This is a genomic window from Streptomyces albidicamelliae (assembly GCF_025642175.1).
Taxonomy (GTDB): Bacteria; Actinomycetota; Actinomycetes; order Streptomycetales; family Streptomycetaceae; genus Streptomyces; species Streptomyces albidocamelliae.
The window spans coordinates 394,326-418,351 of sequence record NZ_CP106795.1 but is presented as its reverse complement, the minus strand read 5'-3'; the positions used below and the strand labels follow the sequence as shown (position 1 = coordinate 418,351).

Annotated in this window: 18 protein-coding genes and 2 pseudogenes; 12 read left to right on the top strand and 8 right to left on the bottom strand. The window is 72.1% G+C overall.

From position 1 onward, the window contains the following. Positions 1–24: 24 nt before the first annotated feature. Positions 25–642 (bottom strand): RNA polymerase sigma factor, encoded by a 618-nt coding sequence (locus N8I86_RS02020; protein ID WP_073896795.1) that lies wholly within the window; start codon positions 640–642, stop codon positions 25–27. Between the two features lie 262 nt (positions 643–904). Between N8I86_RS02020 and N8I86_RS02015 the strand changes: the two genes are divergently transcribed. Beyond that, positions 905–2,935 (top strand): ATP-binding protein, encoded by a 2,031-nt coding sequence (locus N8I86_RS02015; RefSeq protein ID WP_263276902.1) that lies wholly within the window; start codon positions 905–907, stop codon positions 2,933–2,935. On the opposite strand, the pseudogene N8I86_RS02010 reads toward N8I86_RS02015, so the two are convergent. After that, positions 2,907–5,044 (bottom strand): annotated as a pseudogene (locus N8I86_RS02010) (MMPL family transporter). The gene N8I86_RS02015 and the pseudogene N8I86_RS02010 sit on opposite strands and share 29 nt — an antisense overlap. A gap of 291 nt (positions 5,045–5,335) precedes the next feature. On the opposite strand from N8I86_RS02010, the gene N8I86_RS02005 reads away from it, so the two are divergent. After that, positions 5,336–6,838 (top strand): cryptochrome/photolyase family protein, encoded by a 1,503-nt coding sequence (locus tag N8I86_RS02005; protein ID WP_263276901.1) that lies wholly within the window; start codon positions 5,336–5,338, stop codon positions 6,836–6,838. Between the two features lie 16 nt (positions 6,839–6,854). On the opposite strand, the pseudogene N8I86_RS02000 reads toward N8I86_RS02005, so the two are convergent. Next, positions 6,855–8,110 (bottom strand): annotated as a pseudogene (locus N8I86_RS02000) (FAD-dependent oxidoreductase). Between the two features lie 564 nt (positions 8,111–8,674). On the opposite strand from N8I86_RS02000, the gene N8I86_RS01995 reads away from it, so the two are divergent. The 3 genes from N8I86_RS01995 (at position 8,675) to N8I86_RS01985 (ending at position 9,765) form a co-directional block, all read left to right on the top strand. Beyond that, on the top strand, positions 8,675–8,950 hold the full coding sequence (locus N8I86_RS01995; protein ID WP_158075347.1) for an STAS domain-containing protein: 276 nt from the start codon (positions 8,675–8,677) through the stop codon (positions 8,948–8,950). 41 nt (positions 8,951–8,991) lie between these two features. After that, positions 8,992–9,438 carry an ATP-binding protein gene (locus tag N8I86_RS01990; RefSeq protein WP_185091509.1) on the top strand — a complete coding sequence of 149 codons (447 nt, stop codon included), beginning with the start codon at positions 8,992–8,994 and terminating at the stop codon, positions 9,436–9,438. Positions 9,439–9,588: 150 nt separating this feature from the next. Continuing rightward, positions 9,589–9,765: a hypothetical protein gene (locus N8I86_RS01985; RefSeq protein ID WP_185091510.1), complete on the top strand. Its 177-nt coding sequence runs from the start codon at positions 9,589–9,591 to the stop codon at positions 9,763–9,765. 13 nt (positions 9,766–9,778) lie between these two features. On the opposite strand, the gene N8I86_RS01980 is transcribed toward N8I86_RS01985, so the two are convergent. Then, on the bottom strand, positions 9,779–11,299 hold the full coding sequence (locus tag N8I86_RS01980; protein WP_263276900.1) for an MFS transporter: 1,521 nt from the start codon (positions 11,297–11,299) through the stop codon (positions 9,779–9,781). A gap of 264 nt (positions 11,300–11,563) precedes the next feature. Here N8I86_RS01980 and proP point away from each other — a divergent pair, with 264 nt between their 5' ends. Both proP and N8I86_RS01970 read left to right on the top strand, forming a co-directional pair. Continuing rightward, positions 11,564–13,054 (top strand): glycine betaine/L-proline transporter ProP, encoded by a 1,491-nt coding sequence (proP, locus tag N8I86_RS01975; protein ID WP_263276899.1) that lies wholly within the window; start codon positions 11,564–11,566, stop codon positions 13,052–13,054. Between the two features lie 168 nt (positions 13,055–13,222). Next, on the top strand, positions 13,223–14,065 hold the full coding sequence (locus tag N8I86_RS01970; RefSeq protein WP_263276898.1) for an RNA polymerase sigma factor SigF: 843 nt from the start codon (positions 13,223–13,225) through the stop codon (positions 14,063–14,065). 288 nt (positions 14,066–14,353) lie between these two features. Here N8I86_RS01970 and N8I86_RS01965 read toward each other — a convergent pair whose 3' ends face one another. Then, positions 14,354–16,615: a SpoIIE family protein phosphatase gene (locus N8I86_RS01965; RefSeq protein WP_263280042.1), complete on the bottom strand. Its 2,262-nt coding sequence runs from the start codon at positions 16,613–16,615 to the stop codon at positions 14,354–14,356. Between the two features lie 463 nt (positions 16,616–17,078). Here N8I86_RS01965 and N8I86_RS01960 point away from each other — a divergent pair, with 463 nt between their 5' ends. Continuing rightward, positions 17,079–18,656 carry an alpha/beta hydrolase gene (locus N8I86_RS01960; RefSeq protein ID WP_404830773.1) on the top strand — a complete coding sequence of 526 codons (1,578 nt, stop codon included), beginning with the start codon at positions 17,079–17,081 and terminating at the stop codon, positions 18,654–18,656. Positions 18,657–18,860: 204 nt separating this feature from the next. Beyond that, a complete protein-coding gene (locus tag N8I86_RS01955; protein ID WP_317633643.1) occupies positions 18,861–19,139 on the top strand; it encodes a glutaredoxin domain-containing protein in 279 nt (92 codons plus the stop codon). A 176-nt stretch (positions 19,140–19,315) separates the two neighbouring features. Here N8I86_RS01955 and N8I86_RS01950 read toward each other — a convergent pair whose 3' ends face one another. Beyond that, the gene (locus N8I86_RS01950; protein WP_263276897.1) at positions 19,316–20,932 is read right to left on the bottom strand and encodes an ADP-ribosyltransferase domain-containing protein; all 1,617 of its coding nucleotides are present in this window, start codon (positions 20,930–20,932) and stop codon (positions 19,316–19,318) included. Between the two features lie 199 nt (positions 20,933–21,131). On the opposite strand from N8I86_RS01950, the gene N8I86_RS01945 reads away from it, so the two are divergent. Then, positions 21,132–21,809: a macro domain-containing protein gene (locus N8I86_RS01945; RefSeq protein ID WP_263276896.1), complete on the top strand. Its 678-nt coding sequence runs from the start codon at positions 21,132–21,134 to the stop codon at positions 21,807–21,809. 11 nt (positions 21,810–21,820) lie between these two features. Here the strand turns inward: N8I86_RS01945 and N8I86_RS01940 are convergent, their stop codons facing one another. Next, on the bottom strand, positions 21,821–22,069 hold the full coding sequence (locus N8I86_RS01940; RefSeq protein ID WP_263276895.1) for a hypothetical protein: 249 nt from the start codon (positions 22,067–22,069) through the stop codon (positions 21,821–21,823). A 163-nt stretch (positions 22,070–22,232) separates the two neighbouring features. Between N8I86_RS01940 and N8I86_RS01935 the strand changes: the two genes are divergently transcribed. Continuing rightward, a complete protein-coding gene (locus N8I86_RS01935) occupies positions 22,233–22,556 on the top strand; it encodes a hypothetical protein (RefSeq protein ID WP_073896127.1) in 324 nt (107 codons plus the stop codon). 211 nt (positions 22,557–22,767) lie between these two features. Beyond that, complete coding sequence (locus N8I86_RS01930; RefSeq protein WP_263276894.1) at positions 22,768–22,971, top strand: hypothetical protein; 204 nt, start codon at positions 22,768–22,770, stop codon at positions 22,969–22,971. Positions 22,972–22,981: 10 nt separating this feature from the next. Here N8I86_RS01930 and N8I86_RS01925 read toward each other — a convergent pair whose 3' ends face one another. Further along, complete coding sequence (locus N8I86_RS01925; RefSeq protein ID WP_263276893.1) at positions 22,982–24,022, bottom strand: helix-turn-helix domain-containing protein; 1,041 nt, start codon at positions 24,020–24,022, stop codon at positions 22,982–22,984. Positions 24,023–24,026: the final 4 nt, after the last annotated feature.

Here is a 24,026-nt window from a genome sequence, read left to right as displayed (position 1 = left end):
AGAACGCCCAGGCGACCGTCGTTCCTAAGCGGCACAGGAGACGAGGGCGTCCTCCTGGAGGCAGCGGCTCAGACGGTGCAGCGCACGTCGCTGGTGGCTCTTCACCGTTCCCAGGGGCCAGCCCGTGACCTGGGAGATCTGCACCTGCGTGAGGTCTTCGTAGTAGGCGAGGTTCAGCACCCGGCGCTGCGGCTCGGTCAGCTCCGCCATCGACTCCCCGATCACCACGCGGTCGAGCACGGTCTGCGGATCGGTGAGCGGAGGGCCGTCGTCCAGGGCGAGCAGGGAGGACGCCGTGGCCACCAGTTCGGTGCGGCGGGTGCGGGCCGCCAACGCGTCGGCGATCTTCCGCCGGGTGATGCCCACCAGCCACGAGGACAGGGAACCCCGCTCCGGGCGGAACCCCCCACGGCCGCGCCATGCGGCCAGGAACACGGTCTGGGTGACGTCCTCGGCCTCGCAGGGGTCGCCGAGGGCGCGGCGGGCGAGTGCCTGCACCAGCGTGCCCCACTCCCGGTAGACCTCGGCCAGCGCGTCCTCGTCCCCGGAGACGAAACGATCGGCCACCTCGGCGGCACCGGAGGGACGGGCCGGTTCCGGCGTGGGGCCGCAGTCGGTGGGAACTGTCTGCGTAGCTGTCATGGTCGGCCACTCCCGTGCGAAGAACGGCACGCCCCGCGCTGTTCGCGGATCGCCGACGGTCACCTGTGGCTGTCCGTCCCGGTCAGCCTCACGCGGAATCGATGCACGCAACAACTCGCATCGTTTTTGCAGCGTTCTGGTCGCACCGCTCCCGCCTCGTACACGGCAAACGGTGCACCGATCTCGCGTCCTCGGCGGGAACCTGCGCACCGTCCGTGACAACACCCCCCGTACGGGTCACCGGACACGCCAGACTGTGCGAATGCTGAACCGCTTCTCCGATGTCCCGGACGACTTGATCGGCCGTGCGAACGAGTTGACCCTCCTCGCCGGAAGCCTGGGCGGGGGACGTCTCGTCACCCTCACGGGCGTGGGAGGCGTCGGCAAGAGCCGGCTCGCGCTCCACGCGGCCGACCAGGTGCGGCGATTCGACGGGCGAGCGGTGGCCTGGGCCGATCTCTGGCAACTCCGGGACGACCGGCTCCTGCTGCCCCTGGTGGCCGACGCGCTCGGCTTCGCCGACCACACGTACGGGGAACCGGTCGACTCACTCGCCGGCTGGCTGAGCGGCCAGGACCAGCTCCTGGTACTCGATTCCTGCGAACACCTGACGAGCAGCTGCCGTGCCCTCGTCACCCGGCTCCGCTCGTCGTGCCCGCGGCTGACCGTGCTCGCCACCAGCAGGGAACCGCTCGGCATCAGCGGGGAACAGGTGGTCGGCACAGAGCCGTTGCCGGTCGACACGGATGCCGTGGAGCTGCTGTCCCGCCGAGCGGCCGCCCTGGGCGTGCCGCTCACCCGCCCCGAGGACCGGGTCGCCGCGGCACGGCTGTGCCGCTGGCTGGACGGCATTCCGCTCGCCCTCGAGATGGCCGCGGGCCAACTGGCCGGCGCCACCCTCGGCGAGATCGAACACCACGTCCGCTCCCGCTTGGACCTCACCGCTGCGGCCTACGGCCCGGCGGCACCCTCGCACCAGCGCGCGCTGCGCACGACGATCGGCTGGAGCCACGAACTGTGCGAGCCGTCCGAACGGCTCCTCTGGGCCCGGCTCTCCGTCTTCCGCGGGCCCTTCGACGCCGAGGCGGCGCTGCACGTGTGCGAGGACGACGCGCTCCCCGCCACGGCGGTGCGTGCCTGCCTGGACGCGCTGGAACGCAAATCAGTCCTGACCCGGCACGGCGACCGCCACCGCATGCTCGACACCGTCCGCGAGTACGGACACCTGTGGCTCGGCGAACTCGGCGAGGAACCGGAGGCGAGGAGCCGGCACGCGCGGTACTTCCGGGCACGCGTGCGCAAGGCCGACGAGGAGTGGCAGAGCGCCGCCCAGACGCACTGGTACCGGTGGATCGAGGACTCCCACGCCGACCTGTGCGCCGCTCTGGACCACTTGACCTCGACCGGATCGGCGGCCGCCCTCGACATGAGCGGCCGCCTCGGCTTCTTCTGGAGCTGCGGCGGGCACCTCCGGGAGGCCGCCGCGTACCTGGAGGACTGCCTGGCCCGTTGTCCGGCCCCCGCCGAGGTGCGCGTCAGGGCCCTGTGGGCGCTGGGCGTCACCCGCGTGCTGTGCGGAGACGGCGCCGCCGCGCGCGAACTGGCCGAGCGCTGCTCCTGGGAGGCCGACCGCTGCGCCGACGCCGACGGGAGCCTGCGGGCCGCGTACCTGCTCGCGCTGATCCATCTGCTGGACGGCCGCCCCATGGCCGCCGGCCACGCCGTGGACCTGGCGCTCGGCCGGGCCACGGGCTCGACGGACGTCACGGCGGCCACGGTGCTGTGCCGCCTGGCCCGGGTCTTCGCCCTGACCGGACAGGGCTTCCTCGGCCGAGCGCGAGCCGGCGCACTGGAGTTGCGTGCCGACTGCGCGGAGCGGGGGGAGTGGTGGGGCCGGTCCTACGCCGACTACCAGTTGTCGCTCATCGCGCTGTTCGAGGACCGGAGCACGGACGCCGTGGCCCACGCCCGGTCCATGGTGGAGGGCAAGCACCGTATCGGTGACACGTTCGGCATGGCCCTCGGCCTGGACCTCCTCGCGGCCGCCCTGGCGGCGCAGGGAACGGGCGAGCCGGCGGCGGCCGCCTACGCGCTCGGCGAGGTCCTGTGGAGCGCGGTCGGTCATCCGCAGCGCGGCACACCGGAGTTGGGCCCGGTGCGCGCGCAGTGCGAGCGCACCACCCGCGCGCTGCTGGGCACCGAACGCTACGAGGCCGTGCTCGCGCGGTCGGCGGTACGGGACCCGGAGACCGTACTCGGCGAGATCATGGGACCTTCCTGGCCGGCGGCCTGACGTCGGCCGTGACGGCGGACGGGGCCTCCCTGCCCGCCGGACGGCTCAGCCGGCCCGGCCACCACGCGGCCCGGCCCAGGTCCCGCACCAGGGCCGGCACCAGCAGCGAGCGGACCACCAGCGTGTCCAGCAGCACCCCGAACGCGACGATGAACGCGATCTGCACCAGGAAGGCGAGCGGGATCACGACCAGAGCGGCGAAGGTCGCGGCGAGCACGACCCCGGCGGAGGTGATCACGCCACCGGTGGTGACCAGTCCGCGCCGCACCCCCTCGCGTACGCCGTGCCGCAGCGACTCCTCCCGCACCCGCGACATCAGGAAGATGTTGTAGTCGACGCCCAGGGCCACCAGGAACACGAACCCGTAGAGGGGGACGGACGGATCGGTGCCGGTGAACCCGAGCGCGTGCTGGAAGACCAGGGCGGACACCCCGAGGGTGGCCAGGAAGCTCAGGGCCACGGTGGCCACCAGCAGGACCGGCGCCACCAGGGACCGCAGCAGGCCGATCAGTACGACGAGGATGACGGCCAGCACCACCGGGACGATCAGCGACCGGTCGCGCTCGGCGGTCCGCTCGGTGTCATGCCGCTGCGCGGTGAATCCGCCGACCAGGGCACCGGCCGACGGCACCGCGCGTACCGACGACCGCAGCCGGGCCACCGTCGCCCGTGCCGCCTCACTGTCCGCGCCGTCCCGCAGGGTGACGTGGAGAAGCACCCGGCCCTCGGCGACCCGTGCCCGTGCGGCGGGGCCGGGGCGGCCGTCGCGGGTCAGCGGCGCCACCGAGGCGACGCCCGCGGTGCGCCGCGCCGCCGCGGCGACCTGGGTGAGGCGGTCGGCCCGCGCCGTCACGAGCGTCGGATTGCCCGATCCACCGGGGAAGTGCCGGGCCAGGGTTCGCTGAGCGGCGACGGACGGCGCGTCGTTCACGAAGATCTCGTCGAGGGGCACCCCCTTCGAGGCCAGCGTCGGGGCGGGTGCGGCAAGGGCGAACAGGGCCACCAGGCAGACGGCCCACACCCGGCGCGGGGTGCGGTCGACCCGGCCCGCGACCCGCTCCCACAGCCGCCGCCCGCGCTCGCCCGAACCCTGCCGGGACGGGTGCGCGGGCCAGTAGGCGGCACCCCCGAGCAGCGCGAGCACCGCCGGCAGGAACGTGAGCGCCGTCAGCAGGGCGCACACGATGCCGATGGCGCCGACCGGCCCGAGAGCGCGGTTGTTGGTGAGATCGCTCAGCAGCAGAGCCAGCAGGCCCGCGGCGACGGTGGCGGCACTGGCCACCAGCGCACCCGCCGACCGTCGTACGGCGGCCCGCACCGCGGCGAACCGGTCTCGTCCGGCGCCGAGTTCCTCCCGGTGCCTGGCGGTCAGCAGCAGGGCGTAGTCGGTGGCGGCGCCGATGACGAGGATCGACAGGATGCCCTGCACCTGACCGTCCACGCGCACCACGCCACGGTCGGCGAGGACGTAGACCACGGCACACGCCACCCCCAGCGCGAACACCGCCCCCAGGATGATCAGCAGGGGCAGCAGCACACTGCGGTACACCGCCAGCAGGATGACCAGCACGGTGACCAGAGCCACGACCAGCAGCAGCCCGTCGATGCCGGCGAACGCGTCGGACAGGTCGGCCTGGCTCGCCGCCGGGCCCGCCAACTGGACCGTCGCCCCCGGCACCCGCTCCGCCGCCGACCGGACCCGGTCGAGGGTGCCGGGGAGCCGGTCGCCGAGGTCCGGTCGCAGCGGTACGACACCCTGGAGGGCCTCACCGTCCCGCGCGACCAGCGGAGGGGAGACCGGGCCGGCCAGGGCGGGTCGCCGTTCAGCGAGGCCAGCGCCCGCGCCGCGCGCGGCTCCAGCCCGGCCGCGGAACCGCGTTCCGCGGCCGTCCACACGACGATGGCCGGCAGCGACTCGTCCTGCGCGAACGCCTCCTGCTCCCGCAGTACCCGGGTCGACTCGGCGTTGCGCGGCAGGAAGGCGGCCTGGTCGTTGGTGGCGACCTCGCCGAGCCGCCCGGCGAAGGGCCCGAACGCGGCACCCGCGCCGAGCCACACGACGAGCAGGACGAGGGGGACGAACCAGCGGGCACGCCGGACGCTCGACATCGGTCTCCTTCAGGAAAACGGACTGCGGGGCCCGGTGACGGGTCGGCACCGGTGAACCCGATCCGACTACGGCTGTCCCGGCGCCCGCGGATGCACTCCCGCCGACCGGCCGGCTTCCGACCGGCTTGCGCCCGACCGGACGCGGGACTCACCCGACTGCCACGGCCACTCGCGCCCCTCGCATCCGCCGCGGTCCCCTGGACGGAAGACATTCATGACGCGCCGATGACACCGCCCGGACGTGCGCCCGGGCGCACCGGCACCACCACGGGCCCCAGGGAGGCCGCCGGAATGACGGACTGGCACTGGCTGTTCGGCGACCAGCTCGGCCCGCACTTCCTCGCACCGGGCGACGGCGGGCCCGCCCGGGACGCCGGGGTGGTGATGATCGAGGCCCGCTCGGTGTTCCGCCGGCGCCGCTTCCACCGCGCCAAGGCCCACCTGGTGCTCTCCGCGATGCGCCACCGGGCCGCCGAACTCGGCGACCGCGTCCGCTACGTACGCGCCGAGACCTACCGGGAGGGACTGCGCAAGGCCATCGGCGACGCCCCGGTGACCGTGCACCACCCGACCTCGCGCGCCGCCCTGCGTCTGGTCGGCTCTCTGGACCAGGCGCGGATGCTGCCGGCGAGGGGATTCCTGCTGCCGCAGGAGGCCTTCCGCGCGTGGGCCGGGGAACACGACGGGGGGCGGCTGCGGCAGGAGGACTTCTACCACTGGGTGCGCCGGGAGTTCGACCTCCTCATGGACGGTGACTCCCCGGCCGGCGGCCGCTGGAACCACGACCACGCCAACCGCGAACCCCCGCCCAAGGGGGCAGGGACCCTGGGCGCCCCGAAGCCGTACCGGCCTCGCGAGGACCACATCGACGACGAGGTGCGCGCCGACCTCGACCAGTGGCAGGAGGAGGGAATCCGCTTCGTCGGCCGGGACGGCCCGAGGCGCTTCCCCGCCTCCCGGCGCGAGGCCCTGTCGGCGCTGCGCCGGTTCACCGAGCACCGGCTCGCCGGCTTCGGCCCGCACGAGGACGCGATGCTCGCCGACGACCCGGTGATGAGCCACAGCCTGCTGTCGTCCTCCCTCAACCTCGGTCTGCTCGACCCCGCGGAGTGCGTGGCGGCCGCCGAGGACGCCTGGCGTGCCGGGCACGCTCCCGTCCACAGCGTCGAGGGGTTCGTACGGCAGATCGCCGGCTGGCGCGAGTACGTGTGGCAGTTGTACTGGTACTTCGGCGAGGACTACCGCCGGAACAACGCCCTGCGCCACCACGCTCCCCTGCCGGAGTGGTTCCTCGAACTGGACGCCGACGCCGTCTCCGCCCGCTGCCTGGCCACCGTCCTCGCCCAGGTGCGCGACACCGGCTGGACGCACCACATCCCCCGGCTGATGCTGCTGGGCAGCTTCGCCCTGCAACGGGGCTGGGATCCGCGGGAGGTGACCGACTGGTTCCACCGCTGCTTCGTCGACGGCTACGACTGGGTGATGCTGCCCAACGTCACCGGCATGTCCCAGTACGCCGACGGCGGCCGGATGACGACCAAGCCGTACACCTCCGGCGGCGCCTACATCCACCGCATGAGCGACCTGTGCGACGGCTGCGTCTACCGGCCCGGCGACCGTACCGGCGAGCGGGCCTGCCCCTTCACCACCGGCTACTGGTCCTTCGTCCACCGCCACCGCGCGCTGCTCTCGGGCAACATGCGGACCTCACGCGCCGTGCAGGGCCTGGACCGGCTCGGAGATCTGGAAGAGGTGCTGCGGACCGAGCGGGGGCGCGGCGAGGGGCCGCCCTGACGGCTCTCGCGCCGCCTCAGCGCCGCGCGAGGTCGGCCGCGACCTCGCGGGCCGCCCGCGCCCCCGACGCCAGCGCCCCTGCACCGATCCGGTGGCCCGGTGGTCGCCGCACACGTACCGTCCGGGAGCGACCCGGCTACGACGGCTGAGCGGCAGTCCCGGCGGCATGACGGGCAGCGCGTCGGACACCGTGCGGACGGTGAGCCGCTCCCAGCCGCTCGTGTCGGCCTCGTAGCACTCGGCGAGCGCCGCGCGCACCGTCCGCTCCCGGCCCTCGGCGTCGTCACCCAGCACGGAGGTCGCCACCAGCGCGTGGCCCCGGGGCGCGTGACCGGGGTGCACCTCGGTCAGCACACAGCTGTTGGCGAACCGGCGCCGCACGTCCGTCACCAGCGTCGGTTCGCGCAGCGGCGACCGGGACGCCAGGTGGTAGTAGGTGGTGACACTGCGGTACGGCCCCACGGCCTCGCCCGGCAGCAGCCGGGTCGCGGCCGCCGGCCCGGCCACCACCACGGCCCGCGCCGCGAGGGCGCGTTCGCCGCCGGCACCGCCGACGAGCACACCGTCGTCGGTGAGCTCCGTCACCGGTGACTCCAGGGCGATCGTCCCCGGCGGCAGCGTGGACGCCAGCAACTCCGGTACGGCACCCACCCCGGCGGCGGGCAGGCAGATGGTGCCGCGCGCCATACTGCGCCACACCAGGTGGAAGAACCGGCTGGAGGTCGCCAGTTCGTCCTCCAGGAAGACCCCGGACAGGAACGGGCGGAAGAACCGTTCGACGAAGTCGTCGCTGAAGCCGGCCCGCGCCAGAGCGCGCCGGGTGGAGACGTCCCCGGACCGCCGCCGCAGTCCGGCCGGGGCCAGCGCGTCCCAGCCGGTCAGCGCGGCCAGAGCGGCCAGGTCACGAGGTCCGGCCAGGCCGGCCGACAGCCCGCTCAGCGCCTGCCGGGGCGCCCGCGTGGGATCGGCGAACCTCAGCCGCCGTTCCCCCGTGTGCACCAGGATCCCGGGGGTGAAGGGCCTCAGCCGAAGCTCCCGGAGCGGCAGACGCCTGCGCACCTGCGGGTAGGCGGTGTTGAAGACCTGGAATCCGCGGTCCACCACGCAGCCGTCGATCCGGTCGGTGCGCATCCGGCCGCCGACGCCGTCGCCGGCCTCCAGCACCCGCACCCGCAGCCCGAGCGCCCGAAGGTCCCGCGCACACGCCAGTCCGGCCAGCCCGGCACCCACGACGACGACGTCGTACGACTCCCCGTCCCGTCCGCTCCGCAACGCCGGTCCTCCTCACGCCCGGGACCCGCACCGGGCCCTTCACGCGTTCCCGCCGACGGCGCTCCACGGATGCACGTACACCCGGTCGGCCCCGCGCCACGCACGCATTCGCCGTGCCGGAGCGGGACTCCCGCCGCCCGCGAACGAACCTCCCGCGAGCCGTCCGGGTGAGGCGCAGGGCCCGTACGGCATGGTGCCCACGGCCGGGACGGCCCGGGGCGGATCCGGGTGTCTCCGCCCTACCGGGCGCCCGGCATTGCTCGCCGTACCTGCGCGGCCCGGTCGCGTACTCCCTGGTCGTCGGGCTGTGCGTGGCGATCGCCCTCGCACCCCTGCCGCAGCCGCGCCTGGCGGCCACGACGACCCTGTGGCTGCTGGTGTACGGGCCGGGGGTGGCGGCCCCGTCCGCCGTGTCAGATGTTCGATCGGTCATCCGTACGCGTAAAGCGGTCTCCCTCGGCTTCCGAAGCGTTCACCGTAGATGTGGTGAAGCGAGGTGACAGTCAGGGCCGTGTGTCGCAGAGGTGTTCCGTCGAGGTGGACACCGCGTGCGACGGGCGCGTCATGGTGATCAGACTCAGCGGTGAGTTCGACGTCGAATGCGAACTCGACCTGGAACTCGTCCTCGAAGTCGCCACTTCCGCCGTGTCCATCGAACTGCACGTGGGCGAGGTACGGTTCGCCGACTCGACACTGCTCAATCTGCTGCTGCGCATGACGGACCGGTTCGAAGTCCGGATCGTCGGCCCGCTCCGGCCGCAACTGGCCAAGCTCATGCGCCTCACCGGCGTCCTGGAGCGGTTCCGTCTGTGCGGGCTGGAAGAGGAGGGACCCGCATGAGGGCCGAGAGCGTCGGGTGGCGGCCACGGACGAAGGGTGGTGTGGCAACGGACGACAGACACCGCTTCGTCTGCCGCTGCGAGTGGCCGGGCGGCGTCTGGCGCCGCACCCACGGCGAGTTCCCCGCCCTGCTGATGCTGGACAGCGACGGCTCGTCCATCGGCGAGGCCCGTCGTGCGGCGGCGCAGTACACCGCGGCCTGCTGCCCGCCGGTCGACGCCGGGGACGTCGAGCTCATCGTCTCCGAGCTGTGCACCAACGCCTACCGGCACGCCACCGGCTGGTGGCGGCTGTGCGTGCACGCCCATCAGGGGCGTCTCGTGCTGGACGTCGACGACGCGTCGACCACGCCGCCGCGCCCCAGGGACCCGGACAACGTGCACGGCACCGGGGGCCTCGGGCTCCTGCTCGTCGCTCAACTCGCGGACGAACAGCGGCTCTTACGGTATCCCGCGGGCAAGACGGTACGCGTGGTCCTGCGGTTCTGACCCGGCGAATCGCCCGGCGGGGCACAACTCGCCCCACGGGGGCGGTTCGTGGTGCCGGCGCGCGGAAGAGCCGGGGTGTGCGGTGCCCGGCAAGGGGCATCCGCTGTGCACCAGAGTGCGTTTCCACGCGGCATCGAAGGGATCGACACCATGCTGTCCATCGTCTCGGCGGTCCTGTTCTTCATCGCCTTCCTGATCAACGCGGCCGACATCTCGACCAACGACACCTTCACCTCGACGAACATCATGCTCCTCGGACTCACCGTGCTCGCCCTCCACCTCGCGGGTGTCGGGAGCGGCTGGTCGGCCCGGGGCCGCAGACGCTGAGCCGGGCAGGCGGTCACGTCTGGCGGGAGTGCACCGGATCGTTGGCGACCTCGTCGGGGCACTTCCGGCGCGGCTCGCGCTTTCGCCGGTCACCCCGCCAGTCGTACGCCGCGAGGGCCAGGGACGCCGCCATGCCCACCAGCGCGGTGACCATCGCGGTGACCAGTGCGCCGCGGTAGTCGTGGCTCCTGCCGAGCACCAGGTAGAACAGGCCGGGCAGCGCCGCGGTGCCCACCGCGGCGCCGAGCCGCTGCCCGGTCTGCAGGGCACCGCCCGCCGCGCCCGCCATGCGCACGGGTACGTCCCGCAAGGTCATGGTGATGTTGGGGGACACCACGAAACCACTGCCGATGCCGCCGAGGAAGAGGGCCGGCGCGGCGAGCCAGGGCGCGGGATCCAGGGGTGCGAAGCGGAGCAGCAGCGCGGTACCGCCCAGACCGGCGATCACCCCCGTGAGACCACAGACGGTGAGCAGCCGGCCGAACCGGTCCACCAGCCGTCCGGCCACCACGGCCGCACTCGCCGAACCCAGCGCGAAGGGGGTCACGGCGAGACCGGACCGGAGCGGCGAGAAGTGCAGGGGCCCCTGCTGGTAGAAGAGGGCGAAGACCAGCCAGATGCCGCTGAAGCCGACGAAGTACAGGGTGCCGACACCGGCGCCGACGGCGTAGCCGCGCACAGTGGTGAACAGGCGGGGGTCGAGCAGCGGCTGCCCGCCGCGGGCGACGAGGCGGTACTGCCACCGCACGAAGACGGCGAGGATCGCGGCACCGACCAGGAACAGCCACCACCGTCGGCCGATGCCTCCGGAGTCCGCCTGGACCAGCGGGAACATCAGCGCGAGCACCCCGAGGCCGAGAAGCAGCACACCCGGCAGGTCCACGTGCCCCCGGCCGGACCGCCGCAGGTGGGGCAGCAGGTGGCGGCCGAGGAGGACGGCGAGGACGCCGATGGGGACGTTGACGTAGAAGATCCACCGCCAGCCCTGCGCGCCCGAGGCGAGGGCCAGGATGAGACCGCCGGTGAGGGGCCCCGCGGCGGAGGAGACGCCGACGGTTGCTCCGAAGAACCCGAAGGCACGACCGCGTTCGGCACCCCGGAACATCTGCTGGATCAGCGCGGAGTTCTGCGGCGCCATGAAGCCGGCCGCCAGGCCCTGCGCGAGGCGGGCCACGACGAGCAGGGTGATGTTCGGGGCCGCTCCGCCGGCGGCGCTGAACAGCACGAAGCCGCTGAGAGCCAGCAGGAAGATGCGGCGCCGGCCCAGCGCGTCGCCCAGGCGTCCCGCGGTGACCAGGGCGAGGGCGAAGGTGAGGGCGTACCCGGACACCACCCACTGCACCTGCGCGGGCGAGGCGTGCAGCTCGCGCTGGATGGTGGGCAGGGCGACCGCGACGATCGTCACGTCCAGCAGGCTCATGAAGCCGGCCACGAGAGTGACCCACAGCGCACGCCACCGGCGGGGGTCCGGCTCCTGACCGGCCTCGGCGGATTCCGGGCTCCGGCCGTCCGCCGCTGATCCCGACGTCGTCACATGTGCTCCTCTCACCGGGGCGGCACCCGGCTCGGGGCGGGACCCGGGCTGATCAGGTTCCCCGGACGGCGTCCGGGTGAACACCGCGATCCGCGACGAAGCGCCCCTGTCACCCTGTGTAACGGATCCTGTGGTGTGTGACGCCTCTCGTTTATGCGGGGGAGAACTGCGCACACGTTGTGTCACGGGACCTGCGCGGTCGCTAAGTGTCACGCGACGCGCGGTCCCGGTGTGTGGAACGTGTCCCAGGAAAGGAACCCCGTCATGGCGGCGCCCGACGAGTCGATGAACAGCGCAGCGGTCAAACGCCACCCCGTGCTGTTCCGTGCGATCGAGAGGCGACGCCACCCGAAACTGCGCCGCGGCGACATCACCGTCACCGACGAGTCCGCGGTCAGGCGCGCCACCAAGGCGGCCGCCCTCGGCAACGCCATGGAGTGGTACGACTTCGGGATCTACAGCTATCTCGCGGCGACGCTCGGCAAGGTCTTCTTCCCGTCGGGGAGCGACACCGTCCAGTTGCTGAGCTCCTTCGCGACCTTCGCGGTCGCGTTCCTGGTGCGTCCCGTCGGCGGGATGGTCCTCGGGCCGCTCGGCGACAAGGTCGGCCGCAAGCGCATCCTCTCCTTCACCATGATCTTGATGGCGGTCGGGACCTTCGCCATCGGCCTCATTCCCTCGCACGCGGTGATCGGCCTCTGGGCGCCGGTCCTGCTGATCTTCTTCCGGCTGGTGCAGGGCTTCTCCACCGGCGGGGAGTACGGCGGCGCCTCGACGTTCATCGCGGAGTACGCGCCCGACAAGAGGCGCGGATACTTCGGCAGCTTCCTGGAGCTGGGCACGCTCGCCGGTTACGTCGCCGCCTCCGGGCTCGTCGTCGTCCTCAGCAGCCTCCTCAGCGACGACCAGATGCTGACGTGGGGCTGGCGCATTCCCTTCCTGGTCGCCGCCCCGCTCGGCCTCATCGGCCTGTACCTGCGGCTCAAGCTGGACGAGACGCCCGCCTTCCAGAAGCTGGAGGGCGGCCAGGCCAGGGCGAGCGAGGCCGCCGACGCCGTGGAGACCTCCGCCACCGGGGACCTCGCCGAGATCTGCACCCGCTACTGGCGGCCGCTGCTGCTGTGCATCGCGCTCGTCGCGGCGTACAACATCACCGACTACATGCTGCTGTCGTACATGCCCACCTACCTGTCCGACGAACTCGGCTACGGCACCGACCACGGACTGCTGATCCTGCTCGTCGTGATGGTCGTCCAGATGTGCGTCATCAACCGGGTGGGACGGCTCTCCGACCGCTTCGGCCGTAAGCCGCTGCTGATGACGGGCATGCTCGGCTTCCTCTTCCTGTCCGTGCCGTCCTTCCTGCTCATCCGGCAGGGCAGCGTGGTCCTCATCGCCCTGGGCCTGCTCCTGATGGGGCTCTCCCTGGTGGCGATGCTCGGCACGATGTCGGCGGCGCTCCCGGCGATCTTCCCCACCAAGGTCCGCTACGGCTCCCTGTCGGTGGCCTACAACCTCTCCACCTCGCTCTTCGGCGGTACGACCCCACTGGTGATCACCGCCCTGATCAGTGCGTTCGGCACCAACCTCATGCCCGCCTACTACGCCACCGCCGCGGCGGTCGTGGGCGCCGTCGCCGTCCTGCTCATGAAGGAGACGGCCAACAAGCCGCTGGCGGGCTCCCCGCCGTCGGTCGAGACGGAGGCGGAGGCCGCGGAACTCGTCCAGGCGCAGTCGCCGGTTCCGAGGTTCTGACCAGCAGGTAGTGCTGAGGGCCGCCCGGCGGGGATCCGGGCGGCCCGAGGGCGCGCCCGCCGGGTCGGTGGGCGCGCCGAGCGGGATCACCAGTACGCTGGGTCATCGGCTGTCGCCCGGCACCGGGGCGGCGGCGAGATCGACTCCGACTGTGGGAGGGGATGCAGCATGCCGCTCACGAGCCTGACGACCGACACCCATACGGCCGAGTTGCCCGAGATCGCCGACCCTTCGCAGGTGGCGCCGAAGGATGCCCGGGAGTTGTCGAGGTTGTTCTTCGGGCGGCTGGCGGTGCTGGAGGAGGGTACGCCGGAGTTCCAGTACGCGCGGAACACGCTGATCGAGATGAACATGTCCTTGGTCCGGTATGCGGCGGGGCGGTTCCGCAGCCGGGGTGCGGAGGAGATGGAGGACATCGTCCAGGTCGGCATGATCGGTCTGATCAAGGCGATCGACCGGTTCGAGCTGTCCCGGGAGGCGGAGTTCACGTCTTTCGCGATTCCGTACATCGTGGGGGAGATCAAGCGGTTCTTCCGTGACACCACGTGGGCCGTGCATGTGCCGCGGCGGTTGCAGGAGGCCCGTGTGCAGCTGGCCCGTGCGACGGAGGAGTTGCGGGGGCGGCTGGGCCGGATTCCGACGGACGGGGAGCTGTCGGAGTTGATGAGTCTGCCCGTGGAGGAGGTGCGGGAGGCCCGTCTGGCCGCGAACGGCTACACCTCGGCCTCGCTGGACGCCACGATCCACGGCAGCGAGGACGGCGAGGCGGCGCTGGCCGATTTCATCGGTGCCGAGGACCGGGCCTTGGGGCTGGTGGAGGACTTCCACGCCCTGGCCCCGCTGATCGCCGGCCTCGGCGAGCGCGACCGGCGGATTCTGCACATGCGGTTCGTGGACGAACTCACCCAGGCGCAGATCGGCGAACAGCTGGGCGTCACCCAGATGCACGTCTCCCGCCTGCTGACCCGCACCCTCGCCCGCCTGCGCGAAGGCATGCTCGCCGACAGCTGACCGCGGCGCCGCGCCGCGACACGTCCTGCCGGGAGACACCACGGACCCGGCCGGCCGGTGATCGCGCCGCCCGGCTCCTGTCTTCCGGCGACCCGCCCACCGGTCATCGCCTTCGGCGACCGGTGGGCCATCGTCTGCCGGCGCCCTTGGCCCGCGCGGGCGTCGCCGTGCCCGGCCGGGTGTCCGTCGCCGAGTACGACGGCGGCCCTCCCGGTCGTCCGTAGCACCGCGGGAGGGCGTCGCGGCGGCTCCTGAACGAGCAGGCCGGACCGGCCATGACCCTCGCCCTCACGTCTTCAGGCTGAACCACGTGGTCTTCCCCTCGTCCGTGGGCCGCACCCCCCAGTCGTCGGCGAGTGCGCGGACGAGCAGCAGGCCGCGCCCGGACTCCTCGTCCTCGGCCGCCTGACGGGGCTGGGGCAGGGCCGGACTGCGGTCGCTGATCTCCACGGTGAGGTCGGCGTCCGTCCGGCACAGGTGCACGCCGATCGGCCCCTGCCCGTGCTGCACCGCGTTGGTGAGAACCTCCGAGAGCAGCAGCCGCGCATCGTCCATCGCCTCCGCGAAACCCCACGCCGCCAGCGTCCTGGAGAGGAATTCCCGGCCCGCGGCCACGGACTCGGGGGCGGCCGCCAGATCCGTGACGGCGGTGGCCAGGGGAGCGGCAGGCAGCTGGGTCAGCAGGAGCGTGACGTCGTCGTGGCCGTCGGCGTCGGGCAGCAGCGTCTTCAGGACGTGGTCGGCGGAGGCCTCGAGACCGGGATCGACCTCGACGAGCTCGTCGAGGGTGGCGACGAGCTTGTTCAGCTGGTCCTCGATGTCGCTGCCCGGAGTCTCGATCAGACCGTCGGTGTACAGCACGAGGGTGGAGCCGCGGGGAACGGTCGTACTGCACTGCTCGTAGATCATTCCGCCCACGCCCAGGGGGGCGTTCACCGGCGCCTCGAGCGTCTGGGTGCTCCGTCCGGGAACCGCCACGAGCACGGGCAGGTGTCCGGCGGAGCAGATGGTCACCTCGCCCGCGTCCGCGGCGATGATCAGATAGCAGCAGGTGACCAGCTGGTCGGGCACGTCAAGATCGGCGACGACGGTGTCCAGCGCCTGCATCAGCTGGCGGGGCTGCAGTCCGGTCTTCGCCAGGGCGTGCGCCGCGGACCGCAGCTGGCCCATGACGGCGGCGGCCTCCAGACCGCGGCCCATCACGTCACCGATCAGCACCCCGACCCGGCCCGCGCCCAGCGGGACCAGGTCGAACCAGTCACCGCCGACACCCGCACCCGTGGTCGCCGGCCGGTAGCGGCTGGCGGTCGCCAGACCGGGGATGGCCGGCGGGGTCCCCATGAGGCTGCGCTGCAGCGTGAGGGCGATGTGCCGCTGCTGCTCGTACAGCTCCGTCAGCTCCGCCTCGGCGCGCTTGCGGTCGCTGATGTCCCGGACGATCGCACACGCCCCGACGACCTCTCCGCTGCGCGCCCGGGTCGGCCACAGGGTGACGTCCACGTCCAGCAGGGCACCGGAGCGGGTGACGCGGAGCGTCTCGAAGTGCTCCACCTTCTCCCCCTCGCGCAACCTCTCCAGGAGCGCGCTGATCTCGTCCTCCCGGTCGGGCGGCGCCAGCACGGAGACGTGCCGCCCCAGCACCTCGCCGGCGGTGAACCCGTACAGCCGCTGTGCCGCCGCGTTCCAGTAGGTGATGTGGCCGTCCAGGGTCTTGGCGAGGATCGCGTCCTGCGAGGACTCCACGAGCGCCGCGAGCTCGTTGATGCGTTCCTCCGCCGCCTTGCGTTCGCTGACGTCGCGTACGGCGGCGGAGACGAGCAGGCCGTCCGCGGTCTCCAGCGGGCTGAGGCTGATCTCGACGGGGAACTCGGTGCCGTCCTTGCGCAGTCCGTACAGTTCCAGTCCGGCCCCCATGGGGCGGACCTGCTGGTTGTGGGCGTAGCCGTTGCGGTGGTGGGTGTGATGGCTGCGGAAGCGGCCGGGTACGAGGAGTTCGACGGGGTGGCCGAGGAGTTCTTCGCGCCGGTGGCCGAAGAGGGCCTCGGTCTGGGCGTTGACGAGCCTGATGATTCCGGCGTCGTCGACGATGACCATGGCGTCCGGTGCCGCCTCCAGCAGTCCCCGGAACCTTTCCTCCGCCGCCTTGCGTTCGCTGACGTCGCGTACGGCGGCGGAGACGAGCAGGCCGTCCGTGGTCTCCAGGGGGCTGAGGCTGATCTCGACGGGGAACTCGGTGCCGTCCTTGCGCAGTCCGTACAGGTCGAGCCCGGCGCCCATGGGGCGGACCTGCTGGTTGTGGGCGTAGCCGTTGCGGTGGTGGGTGTGATGGCCGCGGAAGCGGCCGGGTACGAGGAGTTCGACGGGGCGGCCGAGGAGTTCTTCGCGCTGGTAGCCGAAGAGGGCCTCGGTCTGGGCGTTGACGAGCCTGATGATTCCGGCGTCGTCGACGATGACCATGGCATCCGGTGCCGCTTCCAGCAGACCGCGAAACCTTTCCTCGGCCGCGCCGGGCGCGCCCGCGGGTTCGCCGGCACCGCACCGGCACGACATGACGCTCCGCCCGTCGGCGGGACGGGGCTCCACAGTTTCGGCCAAGTCACTCATTTCCACTCCCACCCCGAGACTCAGCATGAGACAGGCCATCCCAGCGCAACTCGGATGGTTTCGCGGCGGCATGTCGCTTAGTGGCCCGCAACGGTCGGACCCTGTCCGCGAACAACGGTCGTAGTGACCGCTTGTGACCCTCCGTCGCCCGCTCACCGCGCGAGAGCGGCGACGGTCCCGCGACGCTCCGGTCACCCCCCATCCGCACGCGGCACCCGCGTACCGCGAAGACGCCTGCTCAAGGCACTCAAGTGCGGATGGGGAAAGGCCCGTTCAGGTTCTCCTCCTCACGTCTCTTTCTGTGTACACCGCAGGTCGTAGCAAGACCGCTCCGCAGAGGGATTCGCCCACCTCTCGTACGCGAAAGGGTGGTGCCGTCCTGGAAGTTGATCGAAAGGAACGGCCCATCGTGCGGATCGGACGCATGGCGCCCCTGCTCACCGGGGGAGTCGCGGCAGCGCTCGTCGCCACCCTGGCCCCCACGCAGGCATCCGCGGCGGAACCACGGCAGAGAGCGGAGCAACAGAAGCCCGCATGGCACCGGTGCGACCGGTCGCTGCCCACCGCCTTCCAGTGCGCGACCATCAAGGTTCCGCTCGACTACAGCCGCCCCGACGGCAAGACCGTCAAGCTGGCCATCTCCCGCATGAAGACCGGCGTCCCCGGCAAGAAGCGCGGCGCCCTGGTCTTCAACCCCGGCGGCCCGGGCGGCGAAGGGCTGGACATGCCGGTCATGATGAAGGAAATGCTGCCCAAGAACGTACGCGAGCAGTACGACCTCGTCGGGTTCGACCCGCGCGGCGTAGGCCGCAGCAGCCCGGTCACCTGCGGCCTGACGGCCAAGGAGCAGAACTCCGAACGCCCTTACAAGACAACGACGTTCAGCCAGGACGTCAAGTGGGCCCGTACCGTGGCCGACAAGTGCCGTGCCAAGAACGGTGACACGCTTCCCTACATCACCACCCGCAACACCGCCCGCGACATGGACGTCATACGCGCCGTCCTGGGGGAGAAGAAGATCTCCTACCTGGGCTACTCCTACGGCACCTACCTCGGCGCCGTCTACGCCCAGATGTTCCCGGGCCGGACCGACCGCTTCGTGCTGGACAGCTCGGTAGACCCCGCACGTGTGTGGCGTGGCATGATCCAGATCTGGGCGGAGGGCACCGAGCCGGCCTTCACCCGCTGGACCAAGTGGGCCGCGCAGCGCCACCGCACCTACAAGCTCGGCGACACCCCGGCCAAGGTGCGGAAGTCGTTCTGGGACCTGATCGCCCGCGCCGACCGCACCCCGATCGACGACGGCGGCCAGAAGCTCGACGGCGACGACATCCGCGCCGCCCTGCGCGCGCAGTTCTTCAGCCCCGAGTCCGCCACCGAGTCCGTCGTCCAGCTGAAGAAGGCCGCCGCCGGCCACCGGGTGTCCCACCTCCTCGCCACCCCGGACGGCCGGCCGGAACCGCGCCGCTTCGCGGCCGCCGCGCAGCCGCCCGCCGACAACGGCTCCGCCGTGTTCTGGACCGTGGTCTGCGGCGACACCGCCGCCTGGTCGCGCGACCCCGAGCAGTACCGGCGTGACGCCGTCCGGGACAAGGCCAAGTACCCGCTCTACGGCGACTTCGCCTCCAACATCACGCCCTGCGCGTTCTGGAACGAGCCCTCGGAGCCCGCCACGACGGTCGACAACAAGGTCGGCCTGCTCACCGTCCAGAACCAGTGGGACTCCCAGACCCCCCTGGCCAGCGGCCTCGGCATGCACCGCGCCCTCAAGGGCTCGCGCATGGTGTACGTCAAGGGCGGCGAGGGCCACGGCGTGTACTCCGGTGACCCCCGGGCCTGCGCCGACCGCGCGGTGAACGCCTACCTGAACAACGGCAAGCTGCCCGCCCAGGACGTCACCTGCAAGCCGTCGGGCCGTCAGGGTGCCGGCGTCAAGCAGCGCATCCTCCCCGCCCCGCAGCACACCCCGGCACCGCCCCGCTTCTGAGGTGCCTCCGTCCCGCCCGGCCGCTTCTGCTCGCGGCCGGGCGGAACGACGCCGTCGCGGACCGTCCGGCGGTCGCGACCTCGCGTCTGGCTCACTCCTCGCGGCCACCCTGGTGGTGAGACGCGCCCCGCGCCGCCGCTGCACAGCCGCTGTTCTTCGTCCTGTTCGCGGGGATCACCTCCCCGCTGGTGTTCCCCCCGGTAGATCGGCGCGGCGGAGGCACAAGCCCGCGGTGCCGTCGACGGACGGCCGGTCCTGTACCGGCGGGCGTGCTGCACGTACTGCCTGCGCCTGCGTTTCCGCCTGGGCCGCGGCGCCCGCCGTCTGCACTGGGTCCACATCTGGCGGGACCCGGCCGTGGCGGCCGCCCTGCGGGCCGTCAACGACGGCGCCGAGACCGTCCCCACCGTCATGGTGCAGGGGCGGCCTTACGTCAACCCCGACCCCCACTGGGTGCGGACCCAGGTGTTCCCGCCCACGTGACGAACGAGCGGACGTGAGCACTGCGGTGCCGCAGCCGAGTCTCGGGGGTCGGCCACGGCACCGCGCCACCCGGCTCTTCACCATGTGACGGGCCCCGAGTGCCCTGCGGCGGCGCGCGCATTCGGAGCCGAACGGGTGATCCGCCCGCAGCCGGAGCAGCGGCCGGCCCCAGGGCCTCACGACACCTGCGACTGCTCCTCCAGCTCGGTCAGCCTCACGGTGCACAGGCCGCCGCGCTCCGTCTTGACGTCGGTCACCTTCAGCTGCGTCCCGGGCAGCAGGAGGAACTCCTCCTCACCGGTGAAGGCGGAGAAGTCCCGGATGCCGACGGCCCGGGCCGGGGACACCTCGAACAGCGTCCGCTTGCCGCGGCTGCCGAGGAAGGACCTGGCCACCGCCGGCTCGGACGTGCACGAGGACACACCCCACCAGGTCACGGTCCGCCCGAGAGGGTACTGGGCCCGCAGGTCCAGCGACACCCCGCGCCACAACGGCGACGTGCGGACGGGCAGTTGCGACACCGCGGAGAACAGCAGCCGCAGGTACGGCAGATAAGGCACGAGACGGGCGCGGTCGGGGGAGCGCAGTATCGCGTTGATCTCCCGGTAGAAGGCCGACTCGCAGGTGTACAGGTACAGGGCGGCGATCGCGTCGGCGGACAGTCCGCCGCCCACGTGGTCGGCCCGCCGCTTGCCGAACTCGTGGGAGCGGTCGACATGCCCGCCCAGCCCGGAGAGCAGGGCGGCGACCGGGGCGACGGCATCACCGAAATTCATGAGCGGCGTGTCGAACACGCCCGTGATCGCGGGGAGGACCAGGCCCTCGTCCTTGACGCCTGCGAGCCGGTCCAGATAGAGCTGATGCAGCTCCATGGTGGACGCGATGAACGCGCCCATGCGGTCGGCGACGCCGTCGCCCTGCCCTTCGGCCTCCCCGGCAGGCGCGTTCCAACCGGTGCTCGGCAGCCAGTCGATCTCGTCGGCACCCACCGACGCCAGGGCCTCGTTGACCATTCGGAAGTGGTCGCCGTCGCAGAAGATGTCACCTTGAGCGGCGGGGTTGGCGTGGTCGATGTGCCGGACCTCGACGTCGGGGTACTTCTCCTGCAGCTTGAGGACGACCTTCTTCAGGCTGCGGGCGTGCGCGCCCCACCAGGCGAAGACGACACCGCGGTCCTCGCCGTCGGCGCTCTGCTTCGCCCTGAGGATCTCCTCGACGATCCGCTCGACCACCGGCCGCCAGAACCGGGTGTGCCGGTCGGTGCCGAGCGCCCCGTCGCTGCCGGCCGTCAGAGCGGCGTTCAGCAGGAGCACGCCCTGGGTGAGCATCGCCTGGAACCACTCCGGCGGCTGCACGGTGTCCTGCTTCTTCAGCAGCGCCCGGACATCGGCTATCGGGGTCTTCTTGGGGATGCCGTACTTCCACATCGCCGCCGCCTTGATGATGCAGCGGATGCTCACGACCCTGCCGAACTGGCTGTCCCGCCAGTCGTGGAAGGCGTTGTCGAACATCGCGATGCCGGTCGCGCTCTCCGGCCGCGGATACGGGTTCTGACCGAAGACCACGACCTTCCACTTGTCCGGCGCGTTCGGCTTGAGCGCCTGGAACGTCAGCTCGCGCACCGGCACGACCTCAGGGCCGCGGCCGGGGCCGATGAACGCGGCCGCGTCGGGCTGCGCCTCGATGACCGGCTTCAGCAGCGGCAGCCACGGTTCGCCACCGCCCCGGAACAGTTCCGCGAGGGCCAGCGGGTCGCCGGGATCGGGCAGGGCAGGGGTGCGGTCATCGCTCATGGTGGAGGCACTCCGAATGGTCGAAACAGCCGAACTGCGCAGGTGGACGGCCTGGTTGACGAAGTGATCACGAGCATAGGGGTGCCCACTGACAGCGCCCTGCGGACGCGTCGGCCACGGCCGCTCGGCGACGGCGCTGTCAGTGGCGCGCGGTAGCTTTCCGATCAGTTGAGTGATCGTCTCCCGACAGGAGTGAACCGTGACCGAAGACCGCGTGCAGTCGCCGCTCAGGGTGGTTCTGACCGACATCAACACCGCGGTGGTGGAGTCATGGCGAGCGGCGTTCGCCGACGAGCCGCAGATCGAGATCCGCAACGGCTCGCTCCTCGACGAGGACGTCGACGCCTGGGTCAGCCCCACCAACTCCCGTGGCCGGATGGACGGCGGGGTCGACGCGATCGTCAAGCGGTACCTGGGCGCGGGAATCCAGCTGCGGGTGCAGAAGGCGATACGCGACGAGTTCGCGGGCACGCTCCCGGTCGGCAGCGCGGTGTGCGTCCCCTCCGGAGCGGTCAGGCCGCGCTTCCTGATCTCCACGCCGACGATGGAGACGTCCTCGCAGAACGTGAGCGAGACCCTCAACGTGGCCCTGGCCTGCGCGGCGGCCTTCCAGGCCATCCACCGGCAGAACAAGAAGGCGCCCGGCAGCATACGGTCGGTGGCACTCGTGGGCATGGGCGCCCGGACCGGCCGGGTGCCGGCGCGGGTGTGCGCCAACCTGATGTGGACGGGCTACACCCTGTTCCACGACCACACCTTCGCGGACTACGACGACCTGCGCGCCACGATCGAAGCGCAGCTCGACGACATCGAGAACGCGCCCGTGGACAAGCCCGTCCGCATAGAACCGCACCGCCGGGCCGGCAGCCACCGCTGACGGCACCGGTGTCAGACGTGCTCGCCCGGTGCCGCGGCCACCTCCTCGGCCACCGTCCTGGGGGCCCGGTCCCGGGGGCGGGGGGCCCCGGTCTCCCAGAGGCACCAGGTCGACCACAGCAGCAGCACGAGGAAGATGGCGAGCAGGCCCAGCAGGAACACCGTCTGCCGTTCCGTCCCGTCGTCGCCGACCAGACTCAGGAGCAGGCAGAAGGTCCAGGCGACCACACCACCGGCGTACACGGCCCTGAGCTGTCGCATTTGATTCGCCGAACCCATCGTCACCCCTCGAAGCAGCCGCGTCACGCGTCGCCCTGCCGGTACCCCCGTCGCGCGAGTTCAGCCCGCCCGATCCCGGCCGTCATGTTCCGGCCGGGCGGTCACCGCTCGCGAGAGGCCGGCGGCAGCGCGCAGAATCGTTCCCATGAACGCGCGGCAGCCCCCCGAGCGGACTCCCGACGGACACTTCGTCGTGGTCGACGGCCGGAGATGGCGGGCAACGGATCCGTCCCTCCCGGAGGAGAGCGCCGCCCGTCTGCGGCGTCACCTGATGGCGGCCCGCCGCGCGGTGCGGACCGCCACCGGGGCGGGCGATCCGGAGGCCGAGCGGTCGGCCCGCGCGCGGGTGCGGTGCGCGAAGATCGCCCTCGGGGAGCGGGGCGCACCGTGGTGGGAACAGTCCGAGGAGGAGCGCCGCCGGCGATGGCAGGAGGGGCTCGCCCGACTCGACGCGGACACGGCGGATTGACGCTCCGTCGCCTGTCCCGGCCGCCGCGCACGGTCTTCGCACGTTGTCCTGTCCACGGCGGTGGCGGTTGCGCGGGACCCTCACCACGGTCCTTCGCGCACCGCCTCGTCGGACGCCTCACGCGGCCTTCGGCGGAGCGCGCGGAATCGTTCTGGGGGCGGCCGGGGGTGCGACCCTTGCGGGTCACTGTCACGAGGAGGGTCGTCTGCCCGTGCCGGCCGCCGTCCCGGAGCCCTGCTCCTCGGGGACTCGACGCGCGCGCACGCACTCCGGCGGCCGTCGGCATGTCGGCACGGTCGCCCCGGCGGCGTCGGTCCTCGCGGACATCGACGCCGCCGACGGCGGGCGCCTCGCGCCGAGGGCGCGGCAGGGCACCCCCGTGGCCCTGGCGCGCCATCGGCTCTGGGCCTGGTGAGCGACCGGGATCAATGATCCCCGTGGGACCCGGGAGTTGTCCTTCGCGCAGCGTCCACGGCCGTGTGCGCACCGTCCATATCAGGACGGCACAGCGCCCGTTCCCGCACCTCGCTCGGAGTGCCGCCGTGCACGGAGCGGAAGGCGCGGGTGAAGTCACCGGGACGCGGGAAACCCCAGCGGGCCGCGATGACGTGGATGGGGACCGTGCGCGCAGCGGGGTCGGTGAGATCCCTCAGGGCACCGGCCAGCCGCTGTCCGCGTACGTACGAGGCGACGGTCAGCCCCTCCTCCTGGAAGAGGCGGTAGAGGTAGCTGCGCGAGATGTGGTGGGCCTCGGCGATCTTCACGGGCGTCAGGTGCGCATCGACCAGGTGCTGTCGGACGAAGGACTTGATGCGCAGCATCAGGGTGCGGGCGTGCGTCTCGGGCGGCAGTCGGGGCTCCGCCTCCAGGGCGTGGGCGAAGACGGCGGTGACCAGGTCGCCGACGACCGTTCCCAGCCGCTCGGCGTCGGCCGCCCGGTAGGAGGAGGTGTCCGAGGTCAACTGCACCAGCAGTCCGGCGAGCAGCGCGCCCATGCCCGTACGGCCGGAAATCCGGCGCCCGACCACGTCGTCGGCCCGGCGGACCGGAACGCCCACCGCGGTACGCGGGATCTCCACCCCGATGATGGTGACCGGCTGGGACCCGGTGGAGATCTCGTACGACCGGGACGAGCAGTTCACGTGGAAGTCGGAGACCCCGTAGCCGACTTGCTGCCGGCCCCAGCTCGCCGCGGCGTCGCCGTGCCGCAACAGGGACAGGTGGAACACCTCGGGGTCGGACTGGCGCACGAGCCTCGGTGTCCGGTGGAACACCAGGTGGTCGAAGGTCGCCGGCCACACCGTCACCTCGCCCAGGCCGATCACGCGCTGGTGCCCCCGGTAGTCGGCGGCACGCTCGCTGCTCAGGTGCATCGGCGCGTGCGTGCGCCCCAGTTGCTCAGTCCACGCCTCGAAGCGGTCGCTCGCCGGCAGGTCACGGGTGGTGAAGACGGTTTCAGGCAACACCTGG

Bases quoted from the DNA above. Each gene is read 5' to 3' on its own strand.
- N8I86_RS02020 (WP_073896795.1), bottom strand. From the start codon at position 642: ATGACAGCTACGCAGACAGTTCCCACCGACTGCGGCCCCACGCCGGAA.
- N8I86_RS02015 (WP_263276902.1), top strand. From the start codon at position 905: ATGCTGAACCGCTTCTCCGATGTCCCGGACGACTTGATCGGCCGTGCG.
- N8I86_RS02005 (WP_263276901.1), top strand. From the start codon at position 5,336: ATGACGGACTGGCACTGGCTGTTCGGCGACCAGCTCGGCCCGCACTTC.
- N8I86_RS01995 (WP_158075347.1), top strand. From the start codon at position 8,675: ATGGTGATCAGACTCAGCGGTGAGTTCGACGTCGAATGCGAACTCGAC.
- N8I86_RS01985 (WP_185091510.1), top strand. From the start codon at position 9,589: ATGCTGTCCATCGTCTCGGCGGTCCTGTTCTTCATCGCCTTCCTGATC.
- proP (WP_263276899.1), top strand. From the start codon at position 11,564: ATGGCGGCGCCCGACGAGTCGATGAACAGCGCAGCGGTCAAACGCCAC.
- N8I86_RS01970 (WP_263276898.1), top strand. From the start codon at position 13,223: ATGCCGCTCACGAGCCTGACGACCGACACCCATACGGCCGAGTTGCCC.
- N8I86_RS01965 (WP_263280042.1), bottom strand. From the start codon at position 16,615: ATGTCGTGCCGGTGCGGTGCCGGCGAACCCGCGGGCGCGCCCGGCGCG.
- N8I86_RS01950 (WP_263276897.1), bottom strand. From the start codon at position 20,932: ATGAGCGATGACCGCACCCCTGCCCTGCCCGATCCCGGCGACCCGCTG.
- N8I86_RS01940 (WP_263276895.1), bottom strand. From the start codon at position 22,069: ATGCGACAGCTCAGGGCCGTGTACGCCGGTGGTGTGGTCGCCTGGACC.
- N8I86_RS01935 (WP_073896127.1), top strand. From the start codon at position 22,233: ATGAACGCGCGGCAGCCCCCCGAGCGGACTCCCGACGGACACTTCGTC.